The 24,300-nt window shown below is 32.0% G+C and carries 20 protein-coding genes and 2 pseudogenes; 16 read left to right on the top strand and 6 right to left on the bottom strand.

Annotation, left to right across the window (positions count from 1 at the left end; genetic code table 11):
* Nucleotides 1-163: 163 nt before the first annotated feature.
* The 11 genes from Q5W13_RS22820 to Q5W13_RS22770 all read left to right on the top strand — a co-directional run bounded on the left by Q5W13_RS22820 (nucleotide 164) and on the right by Q5W13_RS22770 (nucleotide 7,402).
* The gene (locus Q5W13_RS22820) at nucleotides 164-1,219 is read left to right on the top strand and encodes a hypothetical protein (protein ID WP_304444652.1); all 1,056 of its coding nucleotides are present in this window, start codon (nucleotides 164-166) and stop codon (nucleotides 1,217-1,219) included.
* A gap of 264 nt (nucleotides 1,220-1,483) precedes the next feature.
* Nucleotides 1,484-1,768 carry a helix-turn-helix transcriptional regulator gene (locus Q5W13_RS22815; protein ID WP_304444651.1) on the top strand — a complete coding sequence of 95 codons (285 nt, stop codon included), beginning with the start codon at nucleotides 1,484-1,486 and terminating at the stop codon, nucleotides 1,766-1,768.
* A gap of 5 nt (nucleotides 1,769-1,773) precedes the next feature.
* A complete protein-coding gene (locus Q5W13_RS22810) occupies nucleotides 1,774-1,965 on the top strand; it encodes a hypothetical protein (protein ID WP_304444650.1) in 192 nt (63 codons plus the stop codon).
* A 244-nt stretch (nucleotides 1,966-2,209) separates the two neighbouring features.
* A complete protein-coding gene (locus Q5W13_RS22805) occupies nucleotides 2,210-2,962 on the top strand; it encodes a P-loop NTPase family protein (protein WP_304444649.1) in 753 nt (250 codons plus the stop codon).
* 178 nt (nucleotides 2,963-3,140) lie between these two features.
* On the top strand, nucleotides 3,141-3,614 hold the full coding sequence (locus Q5W13_RS22800) for a BfmA/BtgA family mobilization protein (protein WP_304444648.1): 474 nt from the start codon (nucleotides 3,141-3,143) through the stop codon (nucleotides 3,612-3,614).
* Between the two features lie 16 nt (nucleotides 3,615-3,630).
* Nucleotides 3,631-4,158: a DUF5712 family protein gene (locus Q5W13_RS22795; RefSeq protein ID WP_304444647.1), complete on the top strand. Its 528-nt coding sequence runs from the start codon at nucleotides 3,631-3,633 to the stop codon at nucleotides 4,156-4,158.
* Complete coding sequence (locus Q5W13_RS22790) at nucleotides 4,097-4,510, top strand: DUF5712 family protein (RefSeq protein ID WP_304444646.1); 414 nt, start codon at nucleotides 4,097-4,099, stop codon at nucleotides 4,508-4,510. The genes Q5W13_RS22795 and Q5W13_RS22790 overlap by 62 nt, the downstream gene beginning before the upstream one ends.
* A gap of 18 nt (nucleotides 4,511-4,528) precedes the next feature.
* Nucleotides 4,529-5,776, top strand: coding sequence for a type IV secretory system conjugative DNA transfer family protein (locus tag Q5W13_RS22785; RefSeq protein WP_304444645.1), 1,248 nt, complete (start codon nucleotides 4,529-4,531; stop codon nucleotides 5,774-5,776).
* A gap of 44 nt (nucleotides 5,777-5,820) precedes the next feature.
* A complete protein-coding gene (locus Q5W13_RS22780; RefSeq protein WP_304444644.1) occupies nucleotides 5,821-6,180 on the top strand; it encodes a hypothetical protein in 360 nt (119 codons plus the stop codon).
* A gap of 98 nt (nucleotides 6,181-6,278) precedes the next feature.
* Nucleotides 6,279-6,764, top strand: a complete 486-nt coding sequence (locus tag Q5W13_RS22775) for a PH domain-containing protein (protein ID WP_304444643.1) — start codon at nucleotides 6,279-6,281, stop codon at nucleotides 6,762-6,764.
* Nucleotides 6,765-6,952: 188 nt separating this feature from the next.
* Nucleotides 6,953-7,402, top strand: coding sequence for a JAB domain-containing protein (locus Q5W13_RS22770; protein ID WP_304444642.1), 450 nt, complete (start codon nucleotides 6,953-6,955; stop codon nucleotides 7,400-7,402).
* 560 nt (nucleotides 7,403-7,962) lie between these two features.
* Here Q5W13_RS22770 and Q5W13_RS22765 read toward each other — a convergent pair.
* A complete protein-coding gene (locus tag Q5W13_RS22765) occupies nucleotides 7,963-8,127 on the bottom strand; it encodes a hypothetical protein (protein WP_304444641.1) in 165 nt (54 codons plus the stop codon).
* A gap of 287 nt (nucleotides 8,128-8,414) precedes the next feature.
* Here Q5W13_RS22765 and Q5W13_RS25525 point away from each other — a divergent pair.
* The 5 genes and pseudogenes from Q5W13_RS25525 to Q5W13_RS22740 all read left to right on the top strand — a co-directional run bounded on the left by Q5W13_RS25525 (nucleotide 8,415) and on the right by Q5W13_RS22740 (nucleotide 19,472).
* A pseudogene (locus Q5W13_RS25525) lies at nucleotides 8,415-8,678 on the top strand (JAB domain-containing protein).
* Nucleotides 8,679-9,248: 570 nt separating this feature from the next.
* Nucleotides 9,249-12,494: a hypothetical protein gene (locus Q5W13_RS22755; RefSeq protein ID WP_304444640.1), complete on the top strand. Its 3,246-nt coding sequence runs from the start codon at nucleotides 9,249-9,251 to the stop codon at nucleotides 12,492-12,494.
* A 2-nt stretch (nucleotides 12,495-12,496) separates the two neighbouring features.
* Nucleotides 12,497-13,675 carry a DEAD/DEAH box helicase gene (locus tag Q5W13_RS22750; RefSeq protein WP_304444639.1) on the top strand — a complete coding sequence of 393 codons (1,179 nt, stop codon included), beginning with the start codon at nucleotides 12,497-12,499 and terminating at the stop codon, nucleotides 13,673-13,675.
* 170 nt (nucleotides 13,676-13,845) lie between these two features.
* Entirely contained in the window at nucleotides 13,846-18,405 is a 4,560-nt protein-coding gene (locus Q5W13_RS22745; protein ID WP_304444638.1) for a helicase-related protein, read from the top strand.
* Nucleotides 18,402-19,472 (top strand): PD-(D/E)XK nuclease family protein, encoded by a 1,071-nt coding sequence (locus tag Q5W13_RS22740; protein ID WP_304444637.1) that lies wholly within the window; start codon nucleotides 18,402-18,404, stop codon nucleotides 19,470-19,472. The genes Q5W13_RS22745 and Q5W13_RS22740 overlap by 4 nt, the downstream gene beginning before the upstream one ends.
* A 12-nt stretch (nucleotides 19,473-19,484) precedes the next feature.
* Here Q5W13_RS22740 and Q5W13_RS22735 read toward each other — a convergent pair whose 3' ends face one another.
* The 5 genes and pseudogenes from Q5W13_RS22735 to mnmE form a co-directional block, all read right to left on the bottom strand.
* Complete coding sequence (locus Q5W13_RS22735) at nucleotides 19,485-21,083, bottom strand: DNA cytosine methyltransferase (RefSeq protein ID WP_304444636.1); 1,599 nt, start codon at nucleotides 21,081-21,083, stop codon at nucleotides 19,485-19,487.
* Between the two features lie 479 nt (nucleotides 21,084-21,562).
* Complete coding sequence (locus Q5W13_RS25520) at nucleotides 21,563-21,772, bottom strand: tyrosine-type recombinase/integrase (RefSeq protein ID WP_368662350.1); 210 nt, start codon at nucleotides 21,770-21,772, stop codon at nucleotides 21,563-21,565.
* 98 nt (nucleotides 21,773-21,870) lie between these two features.
* A complete protein-coding gene (locus Q5W13_RS25515; RefSeq protein WP_368662349.1) occupies nucleotides 21,871-22,146 on the bottom strand; it encodes a site-specific integrase in 276 nt (91 codons plus the stop codon).
* A complete protein-coding gene (locus Q5W13_RS25510; protein WP_368662348.1) occupies nucleotides 22,136-22,693 on the bottom strand; it encodes a phage integrase SAM-like domain-containing protein in 558 nt (185 codons plus the stop codon). Before Q5W13_RS25510 ends, Q5W13_RS25515 begins: the two co-directional genes overlap by 11 nt.
* Before the next feature lie 173 nt (nucleotides 22,694-22,866).
* A pseudogene (mnmE, locus tag Q5W13_RS22725) lies at nucleotides 22,867-24,263 on the bottom strand (tRNA uridine-5-carboxymethylaminomethyl(34) synthesis GTPase MnmE).
* Between the last annotated feature and the right edge of the window lie 37 nt (nucleotides 24,264-24,300).

The raw sequence follows: 24,300 nt of genomic DNA, 5'->3' as shown, positions 1-24,300 counted from the left end.
TAAGTAGGAGCCAATAATTAAAGTAAGACGTTTTGAGGGTAAGTTCAACTAAATAAACTTTAGATGAAATTTAAGAGGAGATCAATATTAGTTATTTATCATATTTAGAGGTGTCCTAATAAGGGAAAGTCTACTATCGGTTTTAATCTAAAATTAACTAAAAATGGAAGGTTCTCATTCAAAATTGGCTAAAAACTCACACACTTATCTATATCACCAATTAAAAGAAGCGTTTGTAAATGTCGACCGATTTCGTGATACAATTATGGAAGAGCAGCCGCTCTTTAAGTATGGAAATAGTCAAGAACGTATTCCATTTGATGATGTATTAAAGTCTGTAAAGAATGATTTGGAGCCATTTTTTAAATCGATTTTTAATATTAATAAATTCAGTGATTATGTGAATTCAAATAATATTCATGAGCCCAGTATTTGCAATGCACTTCGTAAGGAGTATGTCTATTTCATTTATGAAATGACCAATACCATAGCTAAAGACTTGAATGACTTTAAGAAAGGTAATCATGAGTTTTATGCGTCATTTTCTAATTTCGAAAAAGGAATGTCAAGAAATCTCATTCATTTCATTTTTAATAATTCACAGTTCACTGGAAACGATGAGTACTATGAGTCAAGTAGTGATTCAAATCAATTTATAAAAGAGTACCTTACTTCTATTCTCATTGAAACCCGAGAAAACCCCAAAGCAATATCTTCACGATTACTTATATTAGAGATTAACAGAGTTCAAACTATGATTCTAAAAAATGCCAATTTCAATTTTCTACATTGGTACTTGAATGAACTTAAAAGTGCTATGAACGATTTAAAATTTGTTCATGATACCCGGTTAAATTATGGGTTAAAATGCTCAGAAAAACTACTAAGAAATTTATATCGAAAATTAAAAAGCGAGGATTTTATAGATATTGACCATACTACTGAAACGAATTTTATTGAAGTCTTTATTGAGGATTGGTATACTCATGACTCCATTTGCGTTTTAAAAATGGATAATCCGCAAACCAATTATTTCTTAAACCAATTCAAAATTAATATTGATGCTTCAATAAAAGTTTCTGATATTGAAAAAGTAAAAAATATTCGTAATAAAAATGGTTATATCCGGAGCGCTTCGCTCAGTGCATCTTCAAGCCGAAATAAAAAAATAGGTCCGAAAAAGGAGGCAGAATTGGTAACGCTCTTTGTAAAATTATAATAAATCAGTTCAGAAACGCTTAAACTTTATATCATTCAATTGCGGAAAATTACGTTTAGCACCTTGAAAAAAGGCACTAATCTTAAATCTTTTCTTGTTCCATTTCAGTAAAATTTAATCATATAATTTATTTTCAATGCTTAATTAAAGTTAACATCTTAACCTTGTTAACCCTTCCTTGATTTTTCTATAGTTCTTTTGTTTCAAGAATTCGAAAACAAAGGAAAGTGCACTTTCCATTTACTCATTTTAAATTTTTGAATAATGGAATTAGAATTAGCTCAACGGTTAGATAGAATTGAACGTCTATTAGCAACACAAAAAAAAGTGTTGAATTTTGATGAAGTCTGTGACTATACAGGTATATCAAAAAGTTACCTCTACAAATTAACCTCCCAAAACAGAATACCATTTAGCAAGCCTAATGGCAAAATAATTTTTTTCGATAAGGAAGAATTGGATAAATGGCTTCTGCTCAATAAGCAAAAAACCATAATGCAAATCGAAGAGGATGCTTCTAACTATATGTTTCAAAGTAGAAAGCTGTAACTGATATGAATCGTGCATTCAAAGGTATTTGGATTCCGAAGTCAATATGGTTGAGCAGAGAATTAACTATTCAGGAAAAGGTGTTCATAGTAGAAATAGATAGTCTTGAGAATAATGGAAAAGGGGGTGTTATGCCGGAAATAAATATTTCGCAGAATTTTTTGGGATTTCAGAAAGTCGTGTTTCTAATGTTATAAAATGTTTAGTTGACAAAGGAATGATAACCCGAAAGGTTATTAAAACACAAACAGGATCAATCAGATATATAAAAGTTTCGCAGTACCTAAAAACTGCTATTGCGCACTGTCAGAATTCGACGAGCAGCACTTCGCATAATCACAATTCGCAGAATGCGAATGATGACAACAGATTAATAGATAATAGTAATACATCTATTAATAGAGCAAGTAAAAAAAATAAGAACGTTAATCCGAGAAAAAAATGAAAAATTCATTAGGACAAAAAACAAAAAAAAACCTTGATTTAGAAATCGATTCGGAAAGAAAAATCCGAGTAGAAGAAAACAAAAAAGCCAATCAAAAAACCATCGATTATTTTGAAACCATTTGGTCAAAACCTGAAATCAAAAAGGTGCATGCTATTTCAACAAATCAGTTTAAAACCCTGCTCTGGAAAGTTGGTAAAGACTACTTCAAAACTCTAAATCGCTCCTTCGTCGTAGATGACGAAAACAAAGACTTTTTAGATTTAATCGCCAAATATTTCACAAATGACCCAGCCTTTGAAACTGAAACGAAAGGTGAATTACGAAAAGGTTTGATGATATATGGCCCGTGCGGGACCGGTAAAAGTTCTGTCTTTGATATCATTAGAAAGATATGTCTTGAGTATAATTTGATGCAATTTTGGTTTTCAAATGTATCTGTTCATGACGTGGTTACAGAGTTTAACAAACATGGTGAGCAAGTAGTTGATAAGTATAGTAGAGGTCCTGTTCATTTTGATGATTTAGGTACTGAGAAGATGGTTCAACTATGGGGAGTAAAGGAAAATTTATTTAGGAGAATACTACAAATACGATATAATAATTTCAAAGAAAGAGGTACTAAAACCTTCGTAACTACGAATCATTCCATTCAAGATTTTAAAAAGATTTATGGGATTCAGGTGTATGACCGGATTTTTGAAATGTTCAATTTCATTGAATTAGGCGGTAAGAGTAGGAGGTTTTGAGTTGTCTTTTTTTAAAGAGCGAGTCGGACAGGGGCTGCACCCCTTTCCAACTCGCCCTGCGGGGCCTGCCATCCTAACAGGAATAGGCCATTTGAAGGAAAACAGTCACTATAACAAATTATAATCTACTTATAGTTATGGTTTTAAGTCATTGGATAACAGCTATATATTATATAAAATGATTAAAAAAAGTATCATAATTAATGAAAGAAGTCATAAAGAGATTAAAGCTCTGGCGAAGACTTTTGGTAGTCCAATTGGAGCATTGGTAGAGGCGATGATTATATATTTCAAGAAAACAGGAATTAATCCAAGGGATGCAATTAATGAAAATCCTTCAGTTATGATTAAAGCTTTAGATAAGCGAATCGTATCCTTTTTGAGAGTGCAAGAGAGAGATATTCTCAAACCAATGCGTGATGAAATTTATACTAGTGACAATCTTCAGAAGGAAGTGCTTGATGGCCTTACCGAAAATCTGCAAAATCTTTTAGGTCAGATGAATTCTGCAGATCAAAAACGAACGGATTATGTCAAATCCGAACTAGTTAAAATGCAAATGGCTTTTACTGTCATGGCAGAATTTTTAGACGCAAAAGATAAATCGGGAATCAATCAAAAACTAAAAAGAGTATTTGATCATGCCAATTAGCAAACCACATAGTAGCATGGGAAGTGGAAATAAAGGTAGTTCCGCTCAGTTGGTAAATTATCTGGATAAGGAAAATAAAGAGTTAGAGAAAAATGCAAACCGAGCGCCCAGTCGAAATAAGGAAATTGAAATTCGGAGCCGTCAACAATATTTTTTTGGGCATGAGTCAGATGCTGTTAGCCAGATGAAAGTGAAGGAAGATATTGATAAAAATATCGCTAAGCTTGGAAAAAAAGATGCTAAGTATTTTGCCCCAACCATCAGTTTTAGTAAAGATGAATTAAAACATATTTCGACGATTGCCACAGGAGGAAGATCCGTGAAAAACACTACTCAAATGAACAACTCGGAATTTGGCCGATATAATGATTTACTAAGGGGTTATTCCAGAGTGGTCATGGATAATTATGCAAAAAACTTTAATCGAGAAGAGAAGGGCTTAAAATCAGGTAAGGACTTAGTCTACTATGCCAAAATTGAGCATGATAGAGCTTTTAAAGGGAATGATAAGGAAGTTCGTTTTGGAAATGCTAAAGTCAGGTGACAAGAAACCGGGCTTACAATCACATGTTCATGTCATAGTAAGTAGAAAAGACCAAACGCAGCGATTGAAACTAAGCCCTGTTGCAAATGAAAAATCGACTACACGAACTATAGGAAATAATAAATATCATGTTGGTTTTGACCGAAAACAATGGATAGCCCAAAATGAAAACAGCTTTGATAAGATGTTTAAATATCAACGTAAAGAGGTTGAAAAATTTGCGATTCAAAATTCTTTAAAAAATGGTAGTAGAGAAGAAAAAATAGAAGCTCAATTAAAAATTAGTCAAGAAAAAGAAGCTGCGTTAGAACTAAATCAGCAACATCAAAAATCACGAGACATTGAATTGTAAACCAAAAAAGAAACTCACATGAAAAATTTAATGCCCATTTTGCTATTCAAACCATTAATGATGAATTCAGAATCAATGGAAATTACCCAAGGATTGATTTTAATAGGAGTAACTATCTATGGAATGTATCTTATTTCAAAGACTTTTAAAGTGCCTATGTTATGGTTAATACTTTCTAATTGTCTTGGTATTACCACATTCATTTTTGCCATATATCCTATAGTTCATCATATGGTATTATTTTTTAAACAGGAAGCTCCAATTGAATCAATTAAAACATCACCCTTAGGTTTTAGCTTTAAAACAACAACTGGTAAGGTTAACTTGGATAACCCTTTTAGGGGTGTTTATATTCAGGGAGGAGCAGGTAGCGGAAAGAGCAAGAGCCTCTTTGAGCCTATTATTGATCAAATGGTAAAAAAGTCTTATGCTGGTATTTTGTATGATTTTAAAAGCCCTGAACTCACTAGGCATGTGTATAAAGCGGCCAGTAAATACAATAGTAAAGTTGATTACTACTTTGTGAATTTTTCAGAAGCTACAAAAAGCCATCGCATCAATCCATTGGACCCTAAGTATTTAATAAAAACAGCCTATGCAATTGAATTTAGTAAAGCCTTAATTAATAACCTTCTGCCAGAAACAGTTGCTAAACAAGATTTTTGGGGCAGAAATGCGCAGAACATACTAGCTGGTTTAATTTGGTATATGCGCAACCAACACCCCAAATATTGTACGCTACCACATATTATAAGCCTTTTACTGCATAGTAATATTGAAATGTTGCTATCGGAAGTTAATAAAGACCCAGTGGCAGGAGGAATGATTGTAAGCTTGTTGCAGGCTATAGAGAGGGGTGCGGAAAAGCAAGTCGCAGGCGTTTTGTCAACTTTACAAAATGCGCTCTCTACCTTAAATACATCTGATGTGTTTTGGATTCTTTCAGGAAATGATTTGGACTTAAACTTGAATGACCCCGATTCGCCAAAGTTTTTATCTATTGGTAACGAAAGTAGTTTGGCAGAAACTTATGCGCCGGTAATTTCATTAATTATTTCGGTTTCCAGTAAAATGATGAATGTACCAAACAGGCATCAAAGTGTAATTATGTTAGATGAAGCTCCAACCATTTATATACCAAATTTTGAACAGATTCCAGCAACCGGTAGAAGTAATAAAATTGCCACAATTTTTGGCGCTCAAGATATCAGTCAAATAAATGATAAATATGGCCCGGAAAAAGCCCAGGTATCATTTCAAATTTAGGAAATCAGTTCTATGGGCGAACAACAAATTCTAATTCGGCCAGGATGATAAAAGAAATTTTCGGAACACATGAAACAAGAATGTGGACTAAAAATAAAGGTTCCAGTAGTTCTGGATGGATAATATTCGGAGGTTCTTATAGTACCTCTAATGGAGAAAGTGAGCGAGTTCAAGAGATGAATAAAGTCCGTGCCGAAGATATAACTAAACTGAATGTTGGTCAGTTTTATGGAGTTTTGGCTGAAGGTAATGATAGAGAGCTATTAGGTGTTCAGTTTAAGCCTTTCGTTTCAGAAAGTAATCCTGCACCTATTAAAATAAAGGAGGTGAGTAAAAATGACATAGAAAGAAACTATGAACGGATTATACAAGACAAAAGCACTATTCAAGGACCAAGCAACTGAGACTACTTCAGTAAAGAAAAAACGGAATAAATATTTGAACTTGGATTTATAATACTACCGTAAAGGATACTTAATTTAAACAATCTAACCCATAGAACATGACACTTCGCGCTACTAATTTATATATCTTTTTTAAAAGACTACCATACCTGATTTTATTTGTTGTGGTATACTATCTAAAGGGGTCGTTAATATTTCCTGCTAATGAGCTGTTGCAATATGAATTTCTTTTAGGAGAGTACATTTCATGGTTGGTTTTGGTGATTTATATTTATCAGTTTTTGTATTTGAGGATGATAACCTATACTATTACTCAAGATAGTATAATTCTAAAGCGTGGGGTGTTTACTAGAACAACGAATTACATTAATTTTTATAGAATCAAAGATTATAGAGTTTACCGCTCCTTTTTTGCTCGAATCATTGGTGTAATGGAGGTTACCCTAATTTCTTCTCAGAGATTCAGTAAATCATTGACCATGACTGGAATCCCGAATTCAAGATTGGTTGAAAATCTAAGGAACCAAGGTAGAAAGAGGGGAGACGTACAAATAGGGTTTACGAGGTGGACCGAGGTTAGTTAGATTTACAATGGCACTTCTAACAACATTTAGAGTAATATTCAATTTGGACTCTAGCTGAATTTAGCAACTTCAACCACTTTTTAGTTTTTTGCTTTGCAAGCTCCAGATTTTCTATGAAACGCCAAATGAAAGTATTTGTCTAATTCATAGAAAACCCGGGTAACGCTCACCATCAAAAAATTAAAAAGATGGAAAAAGCAAACGAAATTAAAATCAGTTACAGTCAAAGGGCTAATTCTAAAAAACCTTTTAAAATACAATCATCAAGAGATGCTAACCAGATAATTCAAAACTCATGGGATAAAGATACAATTGAATTTTTTGAAACTTTTAAAGTGATTTATCTCAATAATAGCAATGTAGTAAAGGGTATAAGTATAATTTCAACTGAAGGTATAACGGGAACAGTAATCGATTTACGTATAATATTCGCCACGGCCTTAAAGACACTATCAACCGCGATAATTCTAACACATAATCACCCTAGCGGAACATTAAGACCTAGTGAAGCAGATAGAAGATTGACTGAAAAGATAATTAAAGCTGGAGACCTGTTGGATATTAAAGTTCTTGATCATCTAATTGTTACTCCGTTGAAGAAATATTATAGTTTTAAGGATGAGGGGCTGATGCCATAAATTTTATGTAATAATTAGCCGTATCTATTTCGATATGAGAATCTGGTTGACCTTTTGCCGTTAAGAGGTGGCCTTTTGTTGTTCGAATTAATGCTTGGCAAAACTCTTTTTGAATCAAGGAATAATCATACTAACTTACATTGTATAAATCTAAACAACCTAAAATATAATGAAAAAGGTACTTGACAAGTTGGACCACTTTGAGAAATCACTGAATGGTAAATTTAATATACTTTTAGGTAAGATGACTTTGTTAATAGTTCTGGTAATTGCCTTATGGTCTATTTTACTTTTTCTATAAAATTAATTGTTCGATTGTCCTATGGGGAATAGTCATTTGTGAATTCAACAAATACTGTTATTGGTGTGGTTTCCTATCATTAAATGGACAGTTTAAAAAGGCTTATTAATGAGAGGTCTATATTTATAGATGAATTACTATTAGAAAAATGGTTTATTAAATTTTTCTTTATGACCCATACTTGATAAAGACTAAGACACTATTTTTTTAATTTAGATTTTATAATATCTGCGATATTAGTCTTGCTTTCGGGGCCTTTTCAACCATCTTTTATTTTAGACCTTAAGTCCTCTTTCTGTTTGTCTTTAAGCATCTTTTGAGTCAGTAGAGCATCTTTTAGTAATTTATCACTGTTTGTATATCTTCCTGAACTAAACTCATGTGCAATATATTTCTTCTCTTCTTTGGTAAGATTAATTTTCATAGTATAAGGTTTGAATTTTAAGCCTTGATAAATTTTAACTGTTGCTCCGAGGCACTAATAATTCATTCTAAATATTAATAAATAAGATTATGTTATAAATCTATATTCTATAGTAAATTTTCAAAACAGTGAAGCTTTTAGCTTCTAAGTTAAATTACATAAAAATATGAGTAATACTCATCATCAAAAATTTAAAAAGATAGAAATTAAATTCTAAAAAATCTTGGGATAAAGAAACCATTGAGCTATTTATATTATTTAAAGTAGTTTATCTTAATAACAGTAATGTGGTAAAGGGAATAAGTACAATATCTACAGGAGTAATCACAGGTACTATAATTGATTTACGTATAATTTTCGCCACGACTTTAAAGACACTATGAACCGCAATAATTCTAACACATAATCATCCGAGCGGTACATTACGACCTAGTGAAGCAGATAAAAGATTGACTGAAAAGATTATTAAAGCAGGAAAGCTATTAGATGTTAAGGTTCTTGGTCTTTTAATTATCATGTTCAACAAACAATATTATAGCCATACGGATTAGGGTTTAATTTTATGATTTTAACACTTATATCAAATAGATTGTTTGAGATGTTTTTCTATCTTGATATAAGTAAGCCTGTTTTTTTATTAAAATCATGCCTCTTCCTTTGAGTGAAATGGATTTGAATAAAAAATAAGAGGAGGAAACTCGAATTTTAATACGTATTAAATTTTTGTATTTACGGGATACCGTAACATTAATTGCTTTATACTAGTTAATTTTATTTTTAAGATCCCCATGTTATGGGAAGGTTTGTTATTTAATTTGAGAGTTAGATTTTCTTAGCCTAAGTGAATAACTTAGTTGGGATAAAGTAATGGGAATTATGAAATGACTCAAAGTCAAGATTGAGTACTACTAATTACTGAAAGGTTTCATTGGAAAATGAAAAAATCTTTACAGTAATTAACATGTTTCAGTAAATCAGAACTATTGATAATAACTAACGGTGATGTGATAATATATTATGATTCACACGCAAAAAAACAAAATGCTTAAAAGCTGCACAGTTAGACGTTTTTTATAACTTTAGATTATGTCTTATTTTAAAATAAATTGTGAAATTACTATATGTCCTATAAAAGAATTGCAGGAGGAGAAAAAAACCTCAAATCTGGTCAAAGATGGACTAAAGATGAAATAATTCAGGTTTATCATCTTTACAAAAAACTGAATGGAGTCGGACTACACGAGAATAATCCTGAGATTCAGTTTTTAGCACAAAAACTAGAAAGGACAGTTCGTTCTACAGAGGCTCAGACTTTAATGTTTAGAAGTTTGGAAAGGCTTGGGAATTATAGTCATGGTAACATGAATAAATTGAGTCAGGAGGTATGGAATGAATATGAATTGCAAAGAAACTCACAGATATCAATATCTTTTGAAGATGTTAAAAATTTAAATTCAATTAAAACTGATTCAGGTCAAGAAACATTGGTAGATACTATCAATAGTTCAAGTAAAACCTCGGACTATATATTGATTGACGACGAAATTAATGATTGTGAAACATATATTTACAATTATATTAAGTGGAATAAATTACTTGTAGATTATTTTTTTAATTCTAATAATGAAGGAGAAGAAATTGAGTGTTTTTTTGTTTACAGAGAATTATTCGAAGAAATATCAGATTCTCGATTCAATTTTTCTGATTTTGAATTGTCTATAGAAAGACTTTTAAGAGTAAAGTCTTTTAAGGATGTTTTTAATAAATTATATTTTTCAAGCAGCTCAAAGATTATAAATGGAAGAAATTTAAGAAAACCTTTGCCAGAATATTTTGGATTATTGATTTACTTAATTTTATGCCTTTCTGAATCAAAAAGCGAGAGCTTAAGTATTAACAATGTATATGACCGAATCAATGATGCGGGAAAAGAACGGTTCAATAATAAATGGGGTGATATAAATACATCTTTTGCAAGAGATATTCTTGAGTTGGCGTGGATAGATTTGGAGGATTGGTCCAAAAACTATAAGGCGAAGAAGCTGGGTTATTTTAGTATGAAAGACCCAAAGAGCCCACAGAGAAAATATGTGTCACGGATAGAACGCCATGGCTTGTTTAACTCACATCATTTTCAGCAATTATTTGATGTACTTGTCGAAATCGGAATAGTGCCCAAAGAAGAGATTTCTCCAGAAAAATGGCTGGAAATTTTTAGAGAAAATAAACATAAAATCAATAATTCTGATAAAATCTTAGACTATCTAAGAGAAGATTCTGAATTAAAAGAAATAATTTTAAAATTTATAAATGATTATTATCTAAATCATTTTGATTATTCAATAATTTCATCTCACTCCGGAACAATTCGAAAACCGTCAATTCCATTACTTTTTTGTTTGAAAGAATTGCCTCAATGGGATGACGTAGTAGGTTCTGATGAAATTCATTTTAGGGCCTTTTCAAGTGAATTGGAGGAAGATGTTGTTTCTTGTAAAGACAATATTTTCAATGTCGAACATGAGTATAAGGAGTATTCAAAAAAAATAAAATTTAATTGGGTTCCCAATCAAAAGAGCACGCTGTTAATAAAAGGAAATATTCAAAGGTTTTCTATCAATTGTAGACCTAAATGGCTTGTTTTAAATAGAGATTTAGAGGAATGGGTGGAGGTAATAACACCAACTAATGCCCTTATTATACTTTTACTTGTTGATAAAGAAAAGCTTGATTTGATACTTAGGGAAATTGATGTTCCTAATGAAGTTTATAAAGCTCCTTGGCAAGATTATTATTTTATCGAATTTGAAAATTTATCTGAAATTCATTTTAAAAAATTAACTAATCTTCTCGGTTATAGGCAGAAAATTGAAGGTAAAATTGAAATTATCGGTAATTTTTTACTAAATCGTAGAAGGTTAATTTTAAAGGAATTTGATTGTCAATTTAAATATTATGGACCTGTATCAACCCCGGAATTAGTTGCAAAGTGTAAAAATAGTAATGAAGAATTTGAGTTAATTCAGGCCTTAGGCCAATCAGAGGGGTTGTTCGAATTTTCATGTGTTTTGCGGGAGAATACTGAATTTTTTATTTATGAGAAAATTTCAAAAATAACTAGTCATTTTTCTTTTACGATTGGTAGTCTAAAATCTAGAGACATTAATAATATTGTTAGACCATACTCAAAGAACGAAGATGGTGTAAATATAATCGAGAGAGAGATTCAATCTAATGATATATTTGATATTCCAAATGACTTTAATAAAATAGATTTCAATGTAACTAACTTTAATACTTGGCACAAAAAATTATGGTACATATTTAAGCCTACTAAAGTTGATTATATTACTAAAAACAATCATATTTTAGTCAATTCAGAAAATCATAAAGGAGAAAATTTATTGAAATTTTTATCCGTAGTAAATACCATTGACACTTATAAGTTTCCTTCGTTAATTCGGGAATTGAATCCTAAAATAGATGCGAAATTTGGTAAGCGAATAATGCATTATTGGAGAGATTTGGGATATATTAATTTTGAATCTTATGGAGAAAGAATTAAAGTTTCTCCATCAAATTTATTGTTCATTGAGACTGAAAAGGGTTTAAGGGCATTCTTAACTGGGTTCAGAAATCAAGTATTTATGAACAAATTAGTTACTGTTTGTACAGAGCTAAACCTCATAATAAAACTGACTTCTCACAGTGAAAAATATAAAGAAATACTTCCTATTAAAATTGAGATATATGATAAGTTGGGTGATTTAGATAAATTTAAAATCTTAGCTGAAAGAATGGGTATTAAATTCATTAATAACATTGAAAACCCTTTTAATAGTTCTTTCGCTATATATCAATTAGCTTGTTTTTATACGCAAAGATCCGTGGACGAATTAGATGTTTATTTAAATTCTAAATTAGAATATCACACAGATCATCATAGGAAACTAATATTTGAACCTAATAGTTATATCTGGAAAGAAACTAATCAAAATGTCAGCAGTATGGAGTCACCGGCTTTAATAAGGTATGATGGGTTCAAGGATAGACAAGTTATCCATATATACAAGGATGAATTCGGAAGTAAAATCTTAGATAACTATGCTTTAGCTAGTTTTAAATTAATAGAGAAAAATGTCTTTTTAAGAAAATATCATCACGTAAAGTCTGTTTCTGATTTTTATGTGCCTTTAAATATGAGCTTGCCGTTTTGGATAGAAAGAGGGTTGGTTTTAATTAATGCACAAATTCCGGTTATTGAATGGATAGATAAAAAAGCATATAGAAAGTATCAAAATATTCATGATGATATCATCGAAATAATAGAATTTAAACTAAATCAAAAAACTACTTCAATAAAATAGAAATGATAAATCCATTAGGCATTTTTGAAAAGGTAAAAGACGGTTATATATCTTATATAAAAACGGCTTTCGGAACTCGTTATGACGAATTTGAAAGTAATAGGGAACATTTATTAAATTCTGATAAAGTATTATATAGACAACCTTGGATTGAACCACTCCTTGAATATGAAAGTGCGGAAGGAAAAGAAATTAAATACTTAACAGAGAACGATCTTTTTGGATTTACAAAAGAAGATGCTGCTCTTTTTAAGGGTTTTGTTTCTAAAGGATTGTTTACAGGAAATTTTCCTTTGTATACACATCAGTACAAAATGCTAAAGTCGGCATTGAAAGGAAATAATTGCGTTATAACGTCCGGAACAGGTTCAGGTAAAACAGAAGCATTTTTACTTCCGTTAGTTGCATATCTGATTAAAGATTTATCTAAATATATACAATCTCCTGCTGTTGTGAATGAAATTGGTCCTCATTCATATAGACAAGGAGCGACTAATATTTTAATTGAAGGGGATAATGCAATTTTAGGCAATCGGGTCTTACAAAGACCCAATGAGAATCGTCCACAAGTAATGAAAGCATTAATTGTTTACCCAATGAATGCCCTAGTGGAAGATCAACTTACTAGATTAAGAATGACATTGGATAATGATAATGTCCGTAACTTTTGTGATGAATATTTAAATGGGAATCGAATATTTTTTGGTAGATATAATAGTACAACACCAGTTTCAGGAGCCTTATCTAAATTGAATGAGGACGGTGAAATTATAGTTAATAAATCCAAATGGTCTCAGCTAAAAGTTCAACTTAGTAATATAGAAAACACATATAATGAGATTGAATCTTATTTGTTATCAGATGAAGGTCAGAATCTTTCGGAGGATAAGAAATTAGAATTAAAGACTAATTTTCAAAGATTGGATGGGGCGGAGATGCGGTCACGTTTTGATATGCATCAGACTCCTCCAGATATATTGATAACTAACTTTTCGATGCTTAGTATTGTTTTAATGAGAGCAATAGAGAGTGGTATGCTTGACGAAACTAAGAAATGGTTAGAATGTAGTACTGATTGGGATTTGCAAAATTTAAGCGCAGATCAAATAAAAGTTGAAAAAGAAGAAAGAGTTTTTCATATTGTAATAGATGAACTTCACCTATATAGAGGTACTCCATAACTGAAATTTCTTATTTATTAAGGCTTTTATATTCTAGATTAAATATAGACCCTTCTTCTTCTAAAATTAGGTTTTTAGCATCCTCAGCGTCATTAGATGGACAAGAAGGTAGTCAAGAATATAAGGATAGTCAATCATTTCTTAAAGGATTTTTTGGTATTGATAAAGAAATGGAAGTTATAGATGGTACTTATAAATTACCAAAAGAACAAAATGAATCTATTGATCCAGCCACTTTTATTAAAATAGCTGAATTTTCTTCTGAAATTTTTAGTTTAGATGAAGGAGTTTTTATTAAACAATTGGCCATAAAAATTGCAAGGTGGTTAAACTTAGATATTGGTGATGCAATCCCTAGATTATTGACTGATATTAATAATGATGAAAACCTTAAATCAAGATTAATATATGCTTTTAAATCTAAGGACTTGGGGGCTAAAGAGTATAGATTTAGACCCTTTCCTGTCTTTAATAAGAAGGAAGATGAAGATAAAACGGAACAATTTATTTCTTTAGGAAGACAGTTATTCGGGGATTTAGGCAACGATGAGTTAATTTATAAAGCAACTAAAGGTCTTTTGTTAATTCGTGGTCTTTTCGATACAGAATACGGAAAACCTATAGTTTGCAATCTGCCACGATTTAGAATGCACTTTTTTATACGAAATATTGAAGGGCTTTGGTCTACTTTAAAAAATGATGATGATGGTGAGTTTAGTAAAAGTAGGAATGAAAATCCTTTTGAAGATTTATTGGAAGCCTCAAGTATTAAGTTTGGAGAAAAAAGAGTTTTTGAATCTCTGTATTGTGAAAATTGTGGATCAACATTTATAGGAGGAACGAAAATAAGATACACAGATAAAAAATCTTTTAGAGATGAGATCATTACAACTCCCCCAGAAATCGAAAGTATTCCTGAAAAATCTCAATCAGCAATGGTTGAAAGACGTACTCAATTTGATTATGCCATATTTTGGCCTAAATATTTAGAAAGAGACGAAATCATTTCCGAATTGTTGGAGGAAGAATTATGGGAGAAAAGGTATTTAGGTATATATAACGGGAAGTTATATTTCAATAGGAAAGAGAATACTGTAGAAGGGTTGTATTTTAATCCAAATAGCGGTGTGGAGCCATCAAATGAGGTTGGCACTGCGCTTCCTTATAGTTGTCCGAGTTGTGCTGCAGACTATCAATATCGACTGCGAAGAAAATCGCCAATTAGGGGGTTTAGGACTGGGTTTGGTAAAACAAATCAAATATTGGCCAAGGAGTTATTTACAGCTATCCCAAATACTGATAAACAAAAGAGAAAATTAGTAGCTTTTTCTGATAGTAGAGAGGAATCTGCCAGATTTGCTAATGATATTGAGAAGGAAAATTACAATCAAATCATAAGAGAATTGTTATTAAATCAGAGAGATGAAACGATTTTAGCAAAAGAATTGCTTGTTTCTATTGAAGAGAATAATAAAGTAGATACTAAGGTCCTTTTGTCAAAAATGGATAAGCAGTATGCATCACGAATTAACAAAGCATATAAAAGTATTAATGATGATGATGGTTTTGAGCCAACTATTGAGGAAGAAAGATTGATTTCTGATGTTAAACAGGCTACTATCAAGTTAGATGACTTAGTTGATAAAATTATTTTTGGTTTAGTTGGGAAAGGCGTTAACCCTGCAGGGCCTGCATCTTCTAAAGAACGTCTTGAGGTACGAGAGGGTAAAAACTATTCTGAACGTACGGAGCATTGGAAAGACTGTTTTAACTGGCAGGAAAATAAAATCAATACTGGTAAAATTGTAGGGAAGCATTCTCAAGAAAAGTTAATGAGTGTTATTAGAATTCCAGTATATAGAGAAATAAGTTCTTTTATATTTGGACGTTTATTTTATAGTATTGAATCTTCTGGATTAGGAATGGTAAAGGTGTCAACTAATGTCAAAAGCCCCTTTCCAGTATTAATTAATGATACAGATTATGAACAAGCACTAAATTCTTTAGCTAGAATTTTAGGAGATAATTTTAAACACAAATACACAGATTATACTCAGAGTAGTGTTCTTAACTATCTAAAGTTAAGTAACAGGCGTCCAGAAAAAAAGTATATTAAAAGTGTTGCTTTGCGTTTAGGGTTGGATGATGAACAATTGGGCAATGCTTTATGGAATACCTTAACCAATGATTACTCTCATTTTGATGGCGTATTAAATCTCGAAAATTTAAGGATATATTTTGCCGAGGATAACGAGGTAGTATATCAATGTCCATTTTGTAAAACTGTTCACCTACATCAATCAGCAGGAATTTGTAAGTCTTGTTTTAAACGTTTACCTAGAACTTCTGAAATTACAGCAAAGGAAGTTAGAAAGGGTAATTTTAATGCTTTAAAACTTTTGAATAATCAAGAGGTAATTAGGATGCGATGTGAAGAGCTAACGGGTCAAACAGATAACCAATTAGAACGGCAGAGACTTTTTAAAGGTATAATTACAGGCGATAACAAGATTGTTGAGGAAATTGATTTGTTAAGTGTAACAACAACTTTGGAGGTTGGTGTTGATATTGGTTCGCTTCAAGCGGTCTACCAAGGAAACATGTCTCCTATGCGTTTTAATTATCAACAAAGGGTTGGACGAGCTGGACGTGCAGGGCAAGCATTTAATATTGCATTAACCTTTTGCAGAGGTAGAAGTCATGATGAATACTTTTTCAATAATCCAGAGAGGATGACAGGAGACCTTTCTCCGGTTCCCTTCCTAAGTCAATCACAAGAGCAGATACTTTATAGAATGGTCATCAAAGGTATTCTACAAAAGTATTTTGAAGATTTTAGATTTTCTGGCTCGGTTCATGGTGAGTTTGGAAAAATAGAAGCTTTCTTCAATGAAGAAGTTAATAATTTTAATAATCTTAAAAAATGGATTGATGAAGAGAAAAATTGGAAATACATCTATGATGCCTTAACACTAAATTTGTATGTTAATAATGAGTTATTTTTAGAATACAGTGTTGAAGGTTTTATACAGTGGATCCATGAGGTTTTCTATCCAAAGTTTTCTAAAATCCAAAGTTTATACCAATTTGGGGACCTGTCAGAAGCTTTAGCTGATTCTGGGATTTTGCCAATGTCAGGAATGCCAACTGGTCTTAGAAATCTTATTTTAGGTTTTGAGAAAAAATCTGATTTTGTTTATGAAGCTAAAACAATTAGTCGACCACTAGAGCGAGCTATTTTTGATTTCGCTCCGGGTGCTCAAAAAACTAAAGATAAAAGGATTTATACAAGTGTAGGATTAAGTCCGGCAATAAGTGAGATATATAGAGATTTTAGTGATAATGGAACATGGAAAGCTCGTTATTTTGATAGCGAAGCTTATAAAAATCCTGTTTGGGTTGTCGTAAATCTTCAGAATAATATATTACGAACCTTACCTTATGTTGAAGGAGAGAAACACGATGAAATTGATGAAAATTCAGAAGTAGCGTATTTGGTAGTTTCTCCTAATGCCTTTAGAACAGATTGGAGTAACGAGCCACAGGATAGGGAGGTGGATCAAGAAATTAGTTCTTCAAAGCCTTTGCTATTTTCTGAGGCAATAAATCCTAATGATGAAGGAAGTCTACATGGTAATTGTGTCGTAGGATTGGCTCCAAGTGATTATACTTGGCGTTTAAATACAAATGGAACTGATGGGTTTAGGTTTCTTCAGACTTCTGATACTATACATCATGCTATTTGTACAAATCAGCTTTTTGATTTAGATTTAAAAAAGAAACTAGGATTTGGTTTTGACGAGGCGATAAAAAGAAATCAAGTTAAATATAAATTAAATGACGAAGCTCAAGAAGGTCAAAAATTCTCATTGGGAGCTCAAAAGATAACTAATGTAATTAGGTTACATCCCTCATATTTAGATGTCTCATTAGATATTAATCCTTTTCATACAACTAATCAAGGTAATAAAGTTAGTTCAAAGGGTGCTTTTCATTCAGCAGCTTATTTATTGCAAAGATGTTTAGCTGATTATTTGGATGTCTCTCCTGAGGAAATTGAATTAGCAGCAATAACAGAACAGTTTTTAAATGACATAACAGAAAGAAGCACAGGTAGAATTGTATTATCTGATGAGTTGCCTAATGGCTCCGGATTTGTGGAATATCTGCACAATCATATTGATGATTTTTTTGAAATGTGCTTAAACCCGACACCTAAGAATAGATATACATATAGTTTTATTAATAAAGAGCATGCTAAAAGTTGCAAAGACTCTTGTTATAAAGATCTTAGAAATTATAGAAATTTAAATTACCATGGAATTTTAGATTGGAGATTAGCTATTGGTCTTATTAGGGTTTTGTCGGATGAAAATTATATATCTGGTTTGGATGGCAATTGGGATTATATCGAAATTGCTGATTGGCCTGAAATAGCAAATGAATATGCTAGAGATTTTGCAATGAACCTAAGTATTGATATAATTGAAAATTCAAATTATTATCGCATTGTTGAAAATATTCCGATAATTAGCTATAAAGATATTAATATTATAGTTGTTCACCCCTTTTGGAACACTAGAAGCTTTCCAAATTCCACAGCTCTTTCTCACGTTGTTGCTGAATGTGAAAATTCGCAAAGAATATTTTTTGCTGATACATTTAATTTAAATAGAAGAATGGCATGGTGCTACGAAGAATTTTTTAGGTGGTTAAAAAACAACAATTGAAAAAGAGAAAATTATTAAATACTATTGATAAGATTAGCCCAAGTATGCTTGTTGCATTTGAAAAGTGCAAATTGAAATTTGTCTTAGATAGAAATATTGTTAAATCGAAAGGTGGTGCTAATGGTTTTAATCCTAATTCATTTATGGGTACCTTAATCCACAAAGTTCTAGAAGGTTATTACAATGAATTATATGATTTAAACTTGTTTGAAAGTAAATGGGAACAATGTTTTAAAGAGGTAAGTGGAAGAATTAGTTTTGATGAACAAGGTATAAATGCTTTGGAATATATTAAATATTGGGTGCCAGCATATTATCCTAAGAAATTAAATACTTTTAAAATTTTGACTGATTATGCTTTATTACCCAATGCAGTAGTTAGTTCTGAGAAAATAGTTAGTTTTAAAAATGTGCATGGAATAATTGATTTATTCGAAAAGAACGGTAATAAAGTACGAATAACTGATTTTAAAACAGGTGAGTTATATGATATTGATAACGGTGTAAATGTAAAAGTTAAAGAAGCTTATATTAGCCAGTTAAAGGCATATGGTTACATTATATTTCAAACGGAGAAAATTGAAGCGGAAAACATAGAGTTGACTATAAAAGGCCTAGGTATTAATCAAATCTATTCATTCAAATGTACACGAGAAGATTACCTTGCTCAAGGTCTTAGGATTGATGATTTAATAGAGTCTACTAATAGAATCATACAAAGTGGAAATTTAGATACTTTAGCTAATCCTTTTCCTAAGACTTGTAACTTCTGTAATCATTTATTTTCTTGTAATTCTTTTCAAAATGACATAAGAATTCAACCTAGAAAATGGAAAAAAATTGTTCTTTTAAAGACCATTAATGTGAAATTTGATAATAGTGAACAAGTTATTAATGTTGTAATAAATGATAGAAGTATTTCTATTCATAAGGTTCCTGAAAAAGATTTTACAGAAATTAAAAAGCTTAACGAAAATGGAAAAGAGATTCTTATAACGCAATTGTTTCAAGTCCATAACTCTAATATTAAAAGGTGGAGTAAATTGACTAAATATATTACGATTTAGTATACACTTTTATTAATTTATACTATTCAACTGTGTTTTTATCAATTCTCCTAAGGACTTTGCCAATAATGGAGGAACAGCATTTCCTACTTGGGTATACTGCGGTACTTCAAATTTTCTCATTTGCCCTCCTGTAGTAACCTTAGATTTAAATTCAAACCAATCTGGAAAGGATTGGAAGCGAGCCATTTCTCTTACGGTAAGTGTTCTGGGATGATCAGAATGATAATGGCATAAATCATCTGGAATTGTAAGTTGTGAAGGAGCGGGCTCAAATTCAGCTAGTGCTCTTTGAGAATGTTTTTTAGTAGGAATCAATTTCAATAATTGTTCAACCTCTTTTATGCTTTGCGGAATAATATCAATTTCACGATTTGTATTTTCATCAAAAAATAACAGTTTATGATGTGAAAATTCATCTAACAATTCTACTCTTAGGTCGTCGGAAATGTTTTTACCCGTAAACATATCTATTGCACCTTTTTTTAATCCATTTCGAAATTGCTCAACTACTTGATAAAATCTAAATCTTGATCTAATTAAAAAACTATGATTTCTAGGGTCATGATTCTTAACTTCTATGCCTTTCTGAAAATCTATTTTGAAAATATCGTTAAGTGAATTTGCATATTTTCCTTTGGTCTTATTAACAATATATGAAAATCGGGTAGTTCTTATATCTCCAATAGCTTCTCCAGAACTTATAAAAGTTCTCTCAGTGTGGGTTAGTTTAGGTAGAATAACACCATCAAATAGTGAGGCGTTATTTTCAATATCATAATATTTAAAATCTTTAACTGTTATAGTCTCGAGAGAATTTTTGTTTTTTAAAACTTTTTCAAAAAAATTATTAGATAAATTTAGAATATCATTGTTAAAGTTATTTTTTAATAATTTTTTAAAAATATCTTTTCTGTAAGCCAATAGTATGAATCTAGGTCTATTTTGGGGTACACCAAAATATTTTGAGTTTAGCATCATGCACACAGGTACAAAACCTTCTAATACAAATGCCTTGGAAACCTCAAGCCATGCATGGTATTTTATTTTATTTTCAGTAAAAGGTGAAGTTATGCCTTTTACATTTTCCAAAAGAACTGTTTTAGGTTGAATCATTCCTGCTAATCGAGCAAAAGATTCTGGTAATATATTTTTATGATTATTTTTTTCTCTCTTGCCAGCTAAACTAAAACTTTGACAAGGCGGTCCCCCTGAGATTAAATCTATTTCACTATTCTTGATAGATTTTACTAAAACAGGTTTTTTTTCTAAGATTTTTAGTAATTCATTGATGTCCCCAATTAACAATTTATCATTTAGTATTGTGCAGTCATCAATATCTGAATAATTACCTTCAGGTGCTTCAAAAGGATTTTCTCTTAATCTTTTATCTATTGAATCTTTGGGGAACTGACTTTTAATCCAGAGTGTTTTTAGTGGGGCTTTATTTCCTTCCAGAGTTTCATTTAATAGGTTATAAGCGAACGTTTCTCCTGCCATAGGCGAGAGTTCATTTGCTAAGTATAGTTTATAACCAGCTGCTTCTAAGCCAAGGCTCATCCCGCCACATCCTGCGAACAATTCGATATGCTTTAATTTTTTCTCAGACACAATAGATAGTTAATTCAATTTCATCAAATTTAAGTATAGCATTTCTATAATTGTTGTGATATCTTTTGAAATTCTTTGTTTAAAGATTTTTTATCTAAAAAGCTCTTGCTTAGGGCTACTAAGTTTAGTTATTTACATTGCAGAATGTGTTATTATCCTTAATTTAAATTGCTTCATGAAATTCTCGTAAAGTCATGACTTCCTTTATTCAAATCTTCATTCTCAATTCTGCATTAAGTTGAAGGACTACGATTAAAAAGTCATGTGTGGTAAGTTATCTATTGCGCTATTTCAGGGAAGCCTACAGAATGTTCCATTGGGAGGACTGGTTTCAACCCAAAAAATAACAAGGCCAAGGTGAATAATAAAACAACCTGTAATGTATATTCAGTTTTACGAAGTTTGGCTCTGTCAAAAAGTAACTTCAATATATCATTAAATTTAAACACTGCTATAAGAATGAGTTTAAAAAAAACGCTTTATAATTCTATATTTAAACTAGGGATGATTTCTGCAGCCTCCTTCATCTTAGTGTCAATAATCTTTGCGTAGATTTCGGTTGTTCTAAGCTCTTTATGGCCAAGTCTTTTGGACACCGTGTAAATATCAGCACCGTTTTCTAATAGTAAAACTGCGTTGGTGTGGCGAGCACTATGAAATGTGATATGCTTTGTAATACCAGCCCGCATACACCATCTAAGTATTTCAGCATTAAAGTGTGCGCCATATTTTAATCCTTGAAAAACTTTCTCACTGGCTCCTCTGCGTTTACCTAATAGAGAGCGTCTTAGGTAGAGATATCCAAATATTCAAGTCCATCAGTTTTCTTTTGCCGGAAAATTATTCTGGCTCCATTATCTTCGTCTCGCACTTCTAACCATTTCATTCGGTCAATATCGCTCCATCGTAATCCGGTCAAACAACTGCATATAAACGCTTTTTTGAGAATTGGATATTTACAATCTGCAGACGCCATTCTATTGAGTTCTGAAAATGTCAGGTATTCTCGTTGAGATTCACCTTGTTTAAATGCCTTTGCTAATTTTTTTATATCAGAGTCCATATTGATCTTCAAAAGCTTGGCCAATACATGCTCTAAATTTATTGTAATAGGTATACTTGGTGTTTTGAGATAGGGGAGTGCCAGACTTGGTTTTTGCTTTGGTGTCAAGATATTTTCTATATCCTTTTACAAAGTTTTCGTCTATTTCATCAAAAGAAATATTAGCAGGGCAGTAGGCTTGCAGATGAAGACCTGCAGCATCCCAATTATCATAATTTCCTTTACTCTGGTAACGCTCTTCTTTTAGTTTGTGATAGTAGTCTAAAAAGTTGGTTTTGGTCTTACGTGTATTTTTAATTTGATATTTACCTTGTATATGTTCAGCCTGTCTTATGGACAGAATGTTTTCGGCTAACCGAAGTGTCTCTTTATTTTTTTCTCTAACAGAAGAACTATTCGAACTTTTATCTATGTACAAATCGAGATATTCAAAGTCTCTCAAAAATTTACGTTTGCCTTCGGGCGTAATTACAGAGCCCTTGTAAAATTCTATATAAAGACTTTCCTTATCGTTTTTTAATTTCTTCTTGCGTAATATTATTTTCATAGGAGATACACATTTTTGTACCTCATGATTGTAACGACTCAAAGAGATACACATGAGCATCAACTAATGTACAACTATCATCCTACAAGAAGAAAGAAAAAGTAAATAAATTTTTCATAAAACACTGGTAATAAGACTTTAGTAGGATGATAGTTGGATGTTGATTGACCTTTTTACTTCCCGATACAAAAATTCGCAAAAATATTACCCAGCAACTCATCATTAGTTACTTGCCCTGTTATTTCCCCTAAATGATATAGTGCTTCTCGCACATCAATAGCCATAAGATCGCTAGAGAGGTCATCTTCCATACCAAATTGCACTTTTTCAATTTCCTCCAGAGCTTTGAGTAGTGAATCGTAGTGCCGTGAATTGGTTATAATAGTTTCGTTGTTACGAAGCGCTCCTGTATTTACAAATTGCAACAAACTGTTTTTGAGTTCCTCAACACCTTCGCCTGTTTTGGCAGAAAGGTAATTCACAGCATCCAGGTGTTGGGCGATAACCTCTTTATCAGCTTCGGAAAGGGTATCGGCCTTATTTACTAATAGAAGAAGTGGCTTTAAAGGATTTTTGTTCTTTATTTTTTCAAAGTCGATGGTGATGTTTTTTAGCTTATCGCTATCGGCTAAAATTTTAGAACCATCTACCAAGAGCAAGATTACCTGAGATTGTTCAATTTTCTCAAAAGTCCGTTTAATGCCCATGCCTTCTACCACATCTTGGGTTTCCCGAATACCGGCCGTATCTATAAATCGAAAACCGATTCCACCAATAGCAATTTCATCTTCAATAGTATCGCGCGTGGTACCTGCTATGTCCGAAACTAAGGCACGTTCTTCGTTAAGAAAAGCGTTAAGCAAGGTGGATTTCCCAACATTAGGTTCCCCAACAATGGCAACAGGAATTCCGTTTTTTATAACGTTTCCTACCGCAAAGGAATCTATTAGGCTTTTTAGTACTTTTTGTATGCGTGTTAGAAGGTCATTAAACTGTGTGCGATCGGCAAATTCTACATCTTCTTCAGAGAAATCCAGTTCCAGTTCAATAAGGGATGCAAAGTTTAAAAGCTCTGCACGTAGGTTTTTAATCTCATTACTAAATCCGCCACGCATCTGTTGTATGGCAATCTGATGGCTAGCGGCATTGTCACTGGCAATAAGGTCAGCAACGGCTTCGGCTTGGCTGAGGTCCATTTTTCCGTTCAAGAATGCTCTAAGGGTAAATTCTCCTGCATCTGCAGTTCTACAGCCGTTCCTAAGAAACAACTGAATAATCTGTTGCTGAATGTAAGGCGAACCATGACAGGATATTTCAACAACATTCTCTCCGGTATAGGAATTTGGTCCCTTAAAAACGGAGACCAAAACTTCATCTAATATCTTATTGTCTTCTACAATATGCCCTAAACTAATCGTATGGCTCTTCTTTTTTCTCAAATCTTTCCCGTAGGAAGATTTAAAAAATTGGCTGCGGTATCTATTGCAGTCTCGCCTGAAATACGGATTACTGCAATTGCTCCAGCACCTGAAGGGGTTGCCAATGCTATAATATTGTCGTTAGGAACCATTGAAAAGTTTTTGCAAAAATAGGCAAAAACAAGTAGA

The sequence above is a fragment of the Zobellia laminariae genome (genome assembly GCF_030553095.1).
In the GTDB taxonomy this organism is placed as follows: domain Bacteria; phylum Bacteroidota; class Bacteroidia; order Flavobacteriales; family Flavobacteriaceae; genus Zobellia; species Zobellia laminariae.
Note: the sequence above shows the minus strand (reverse complement) of the source record. Positions and strands in the feature narration are given on the sequence as shown.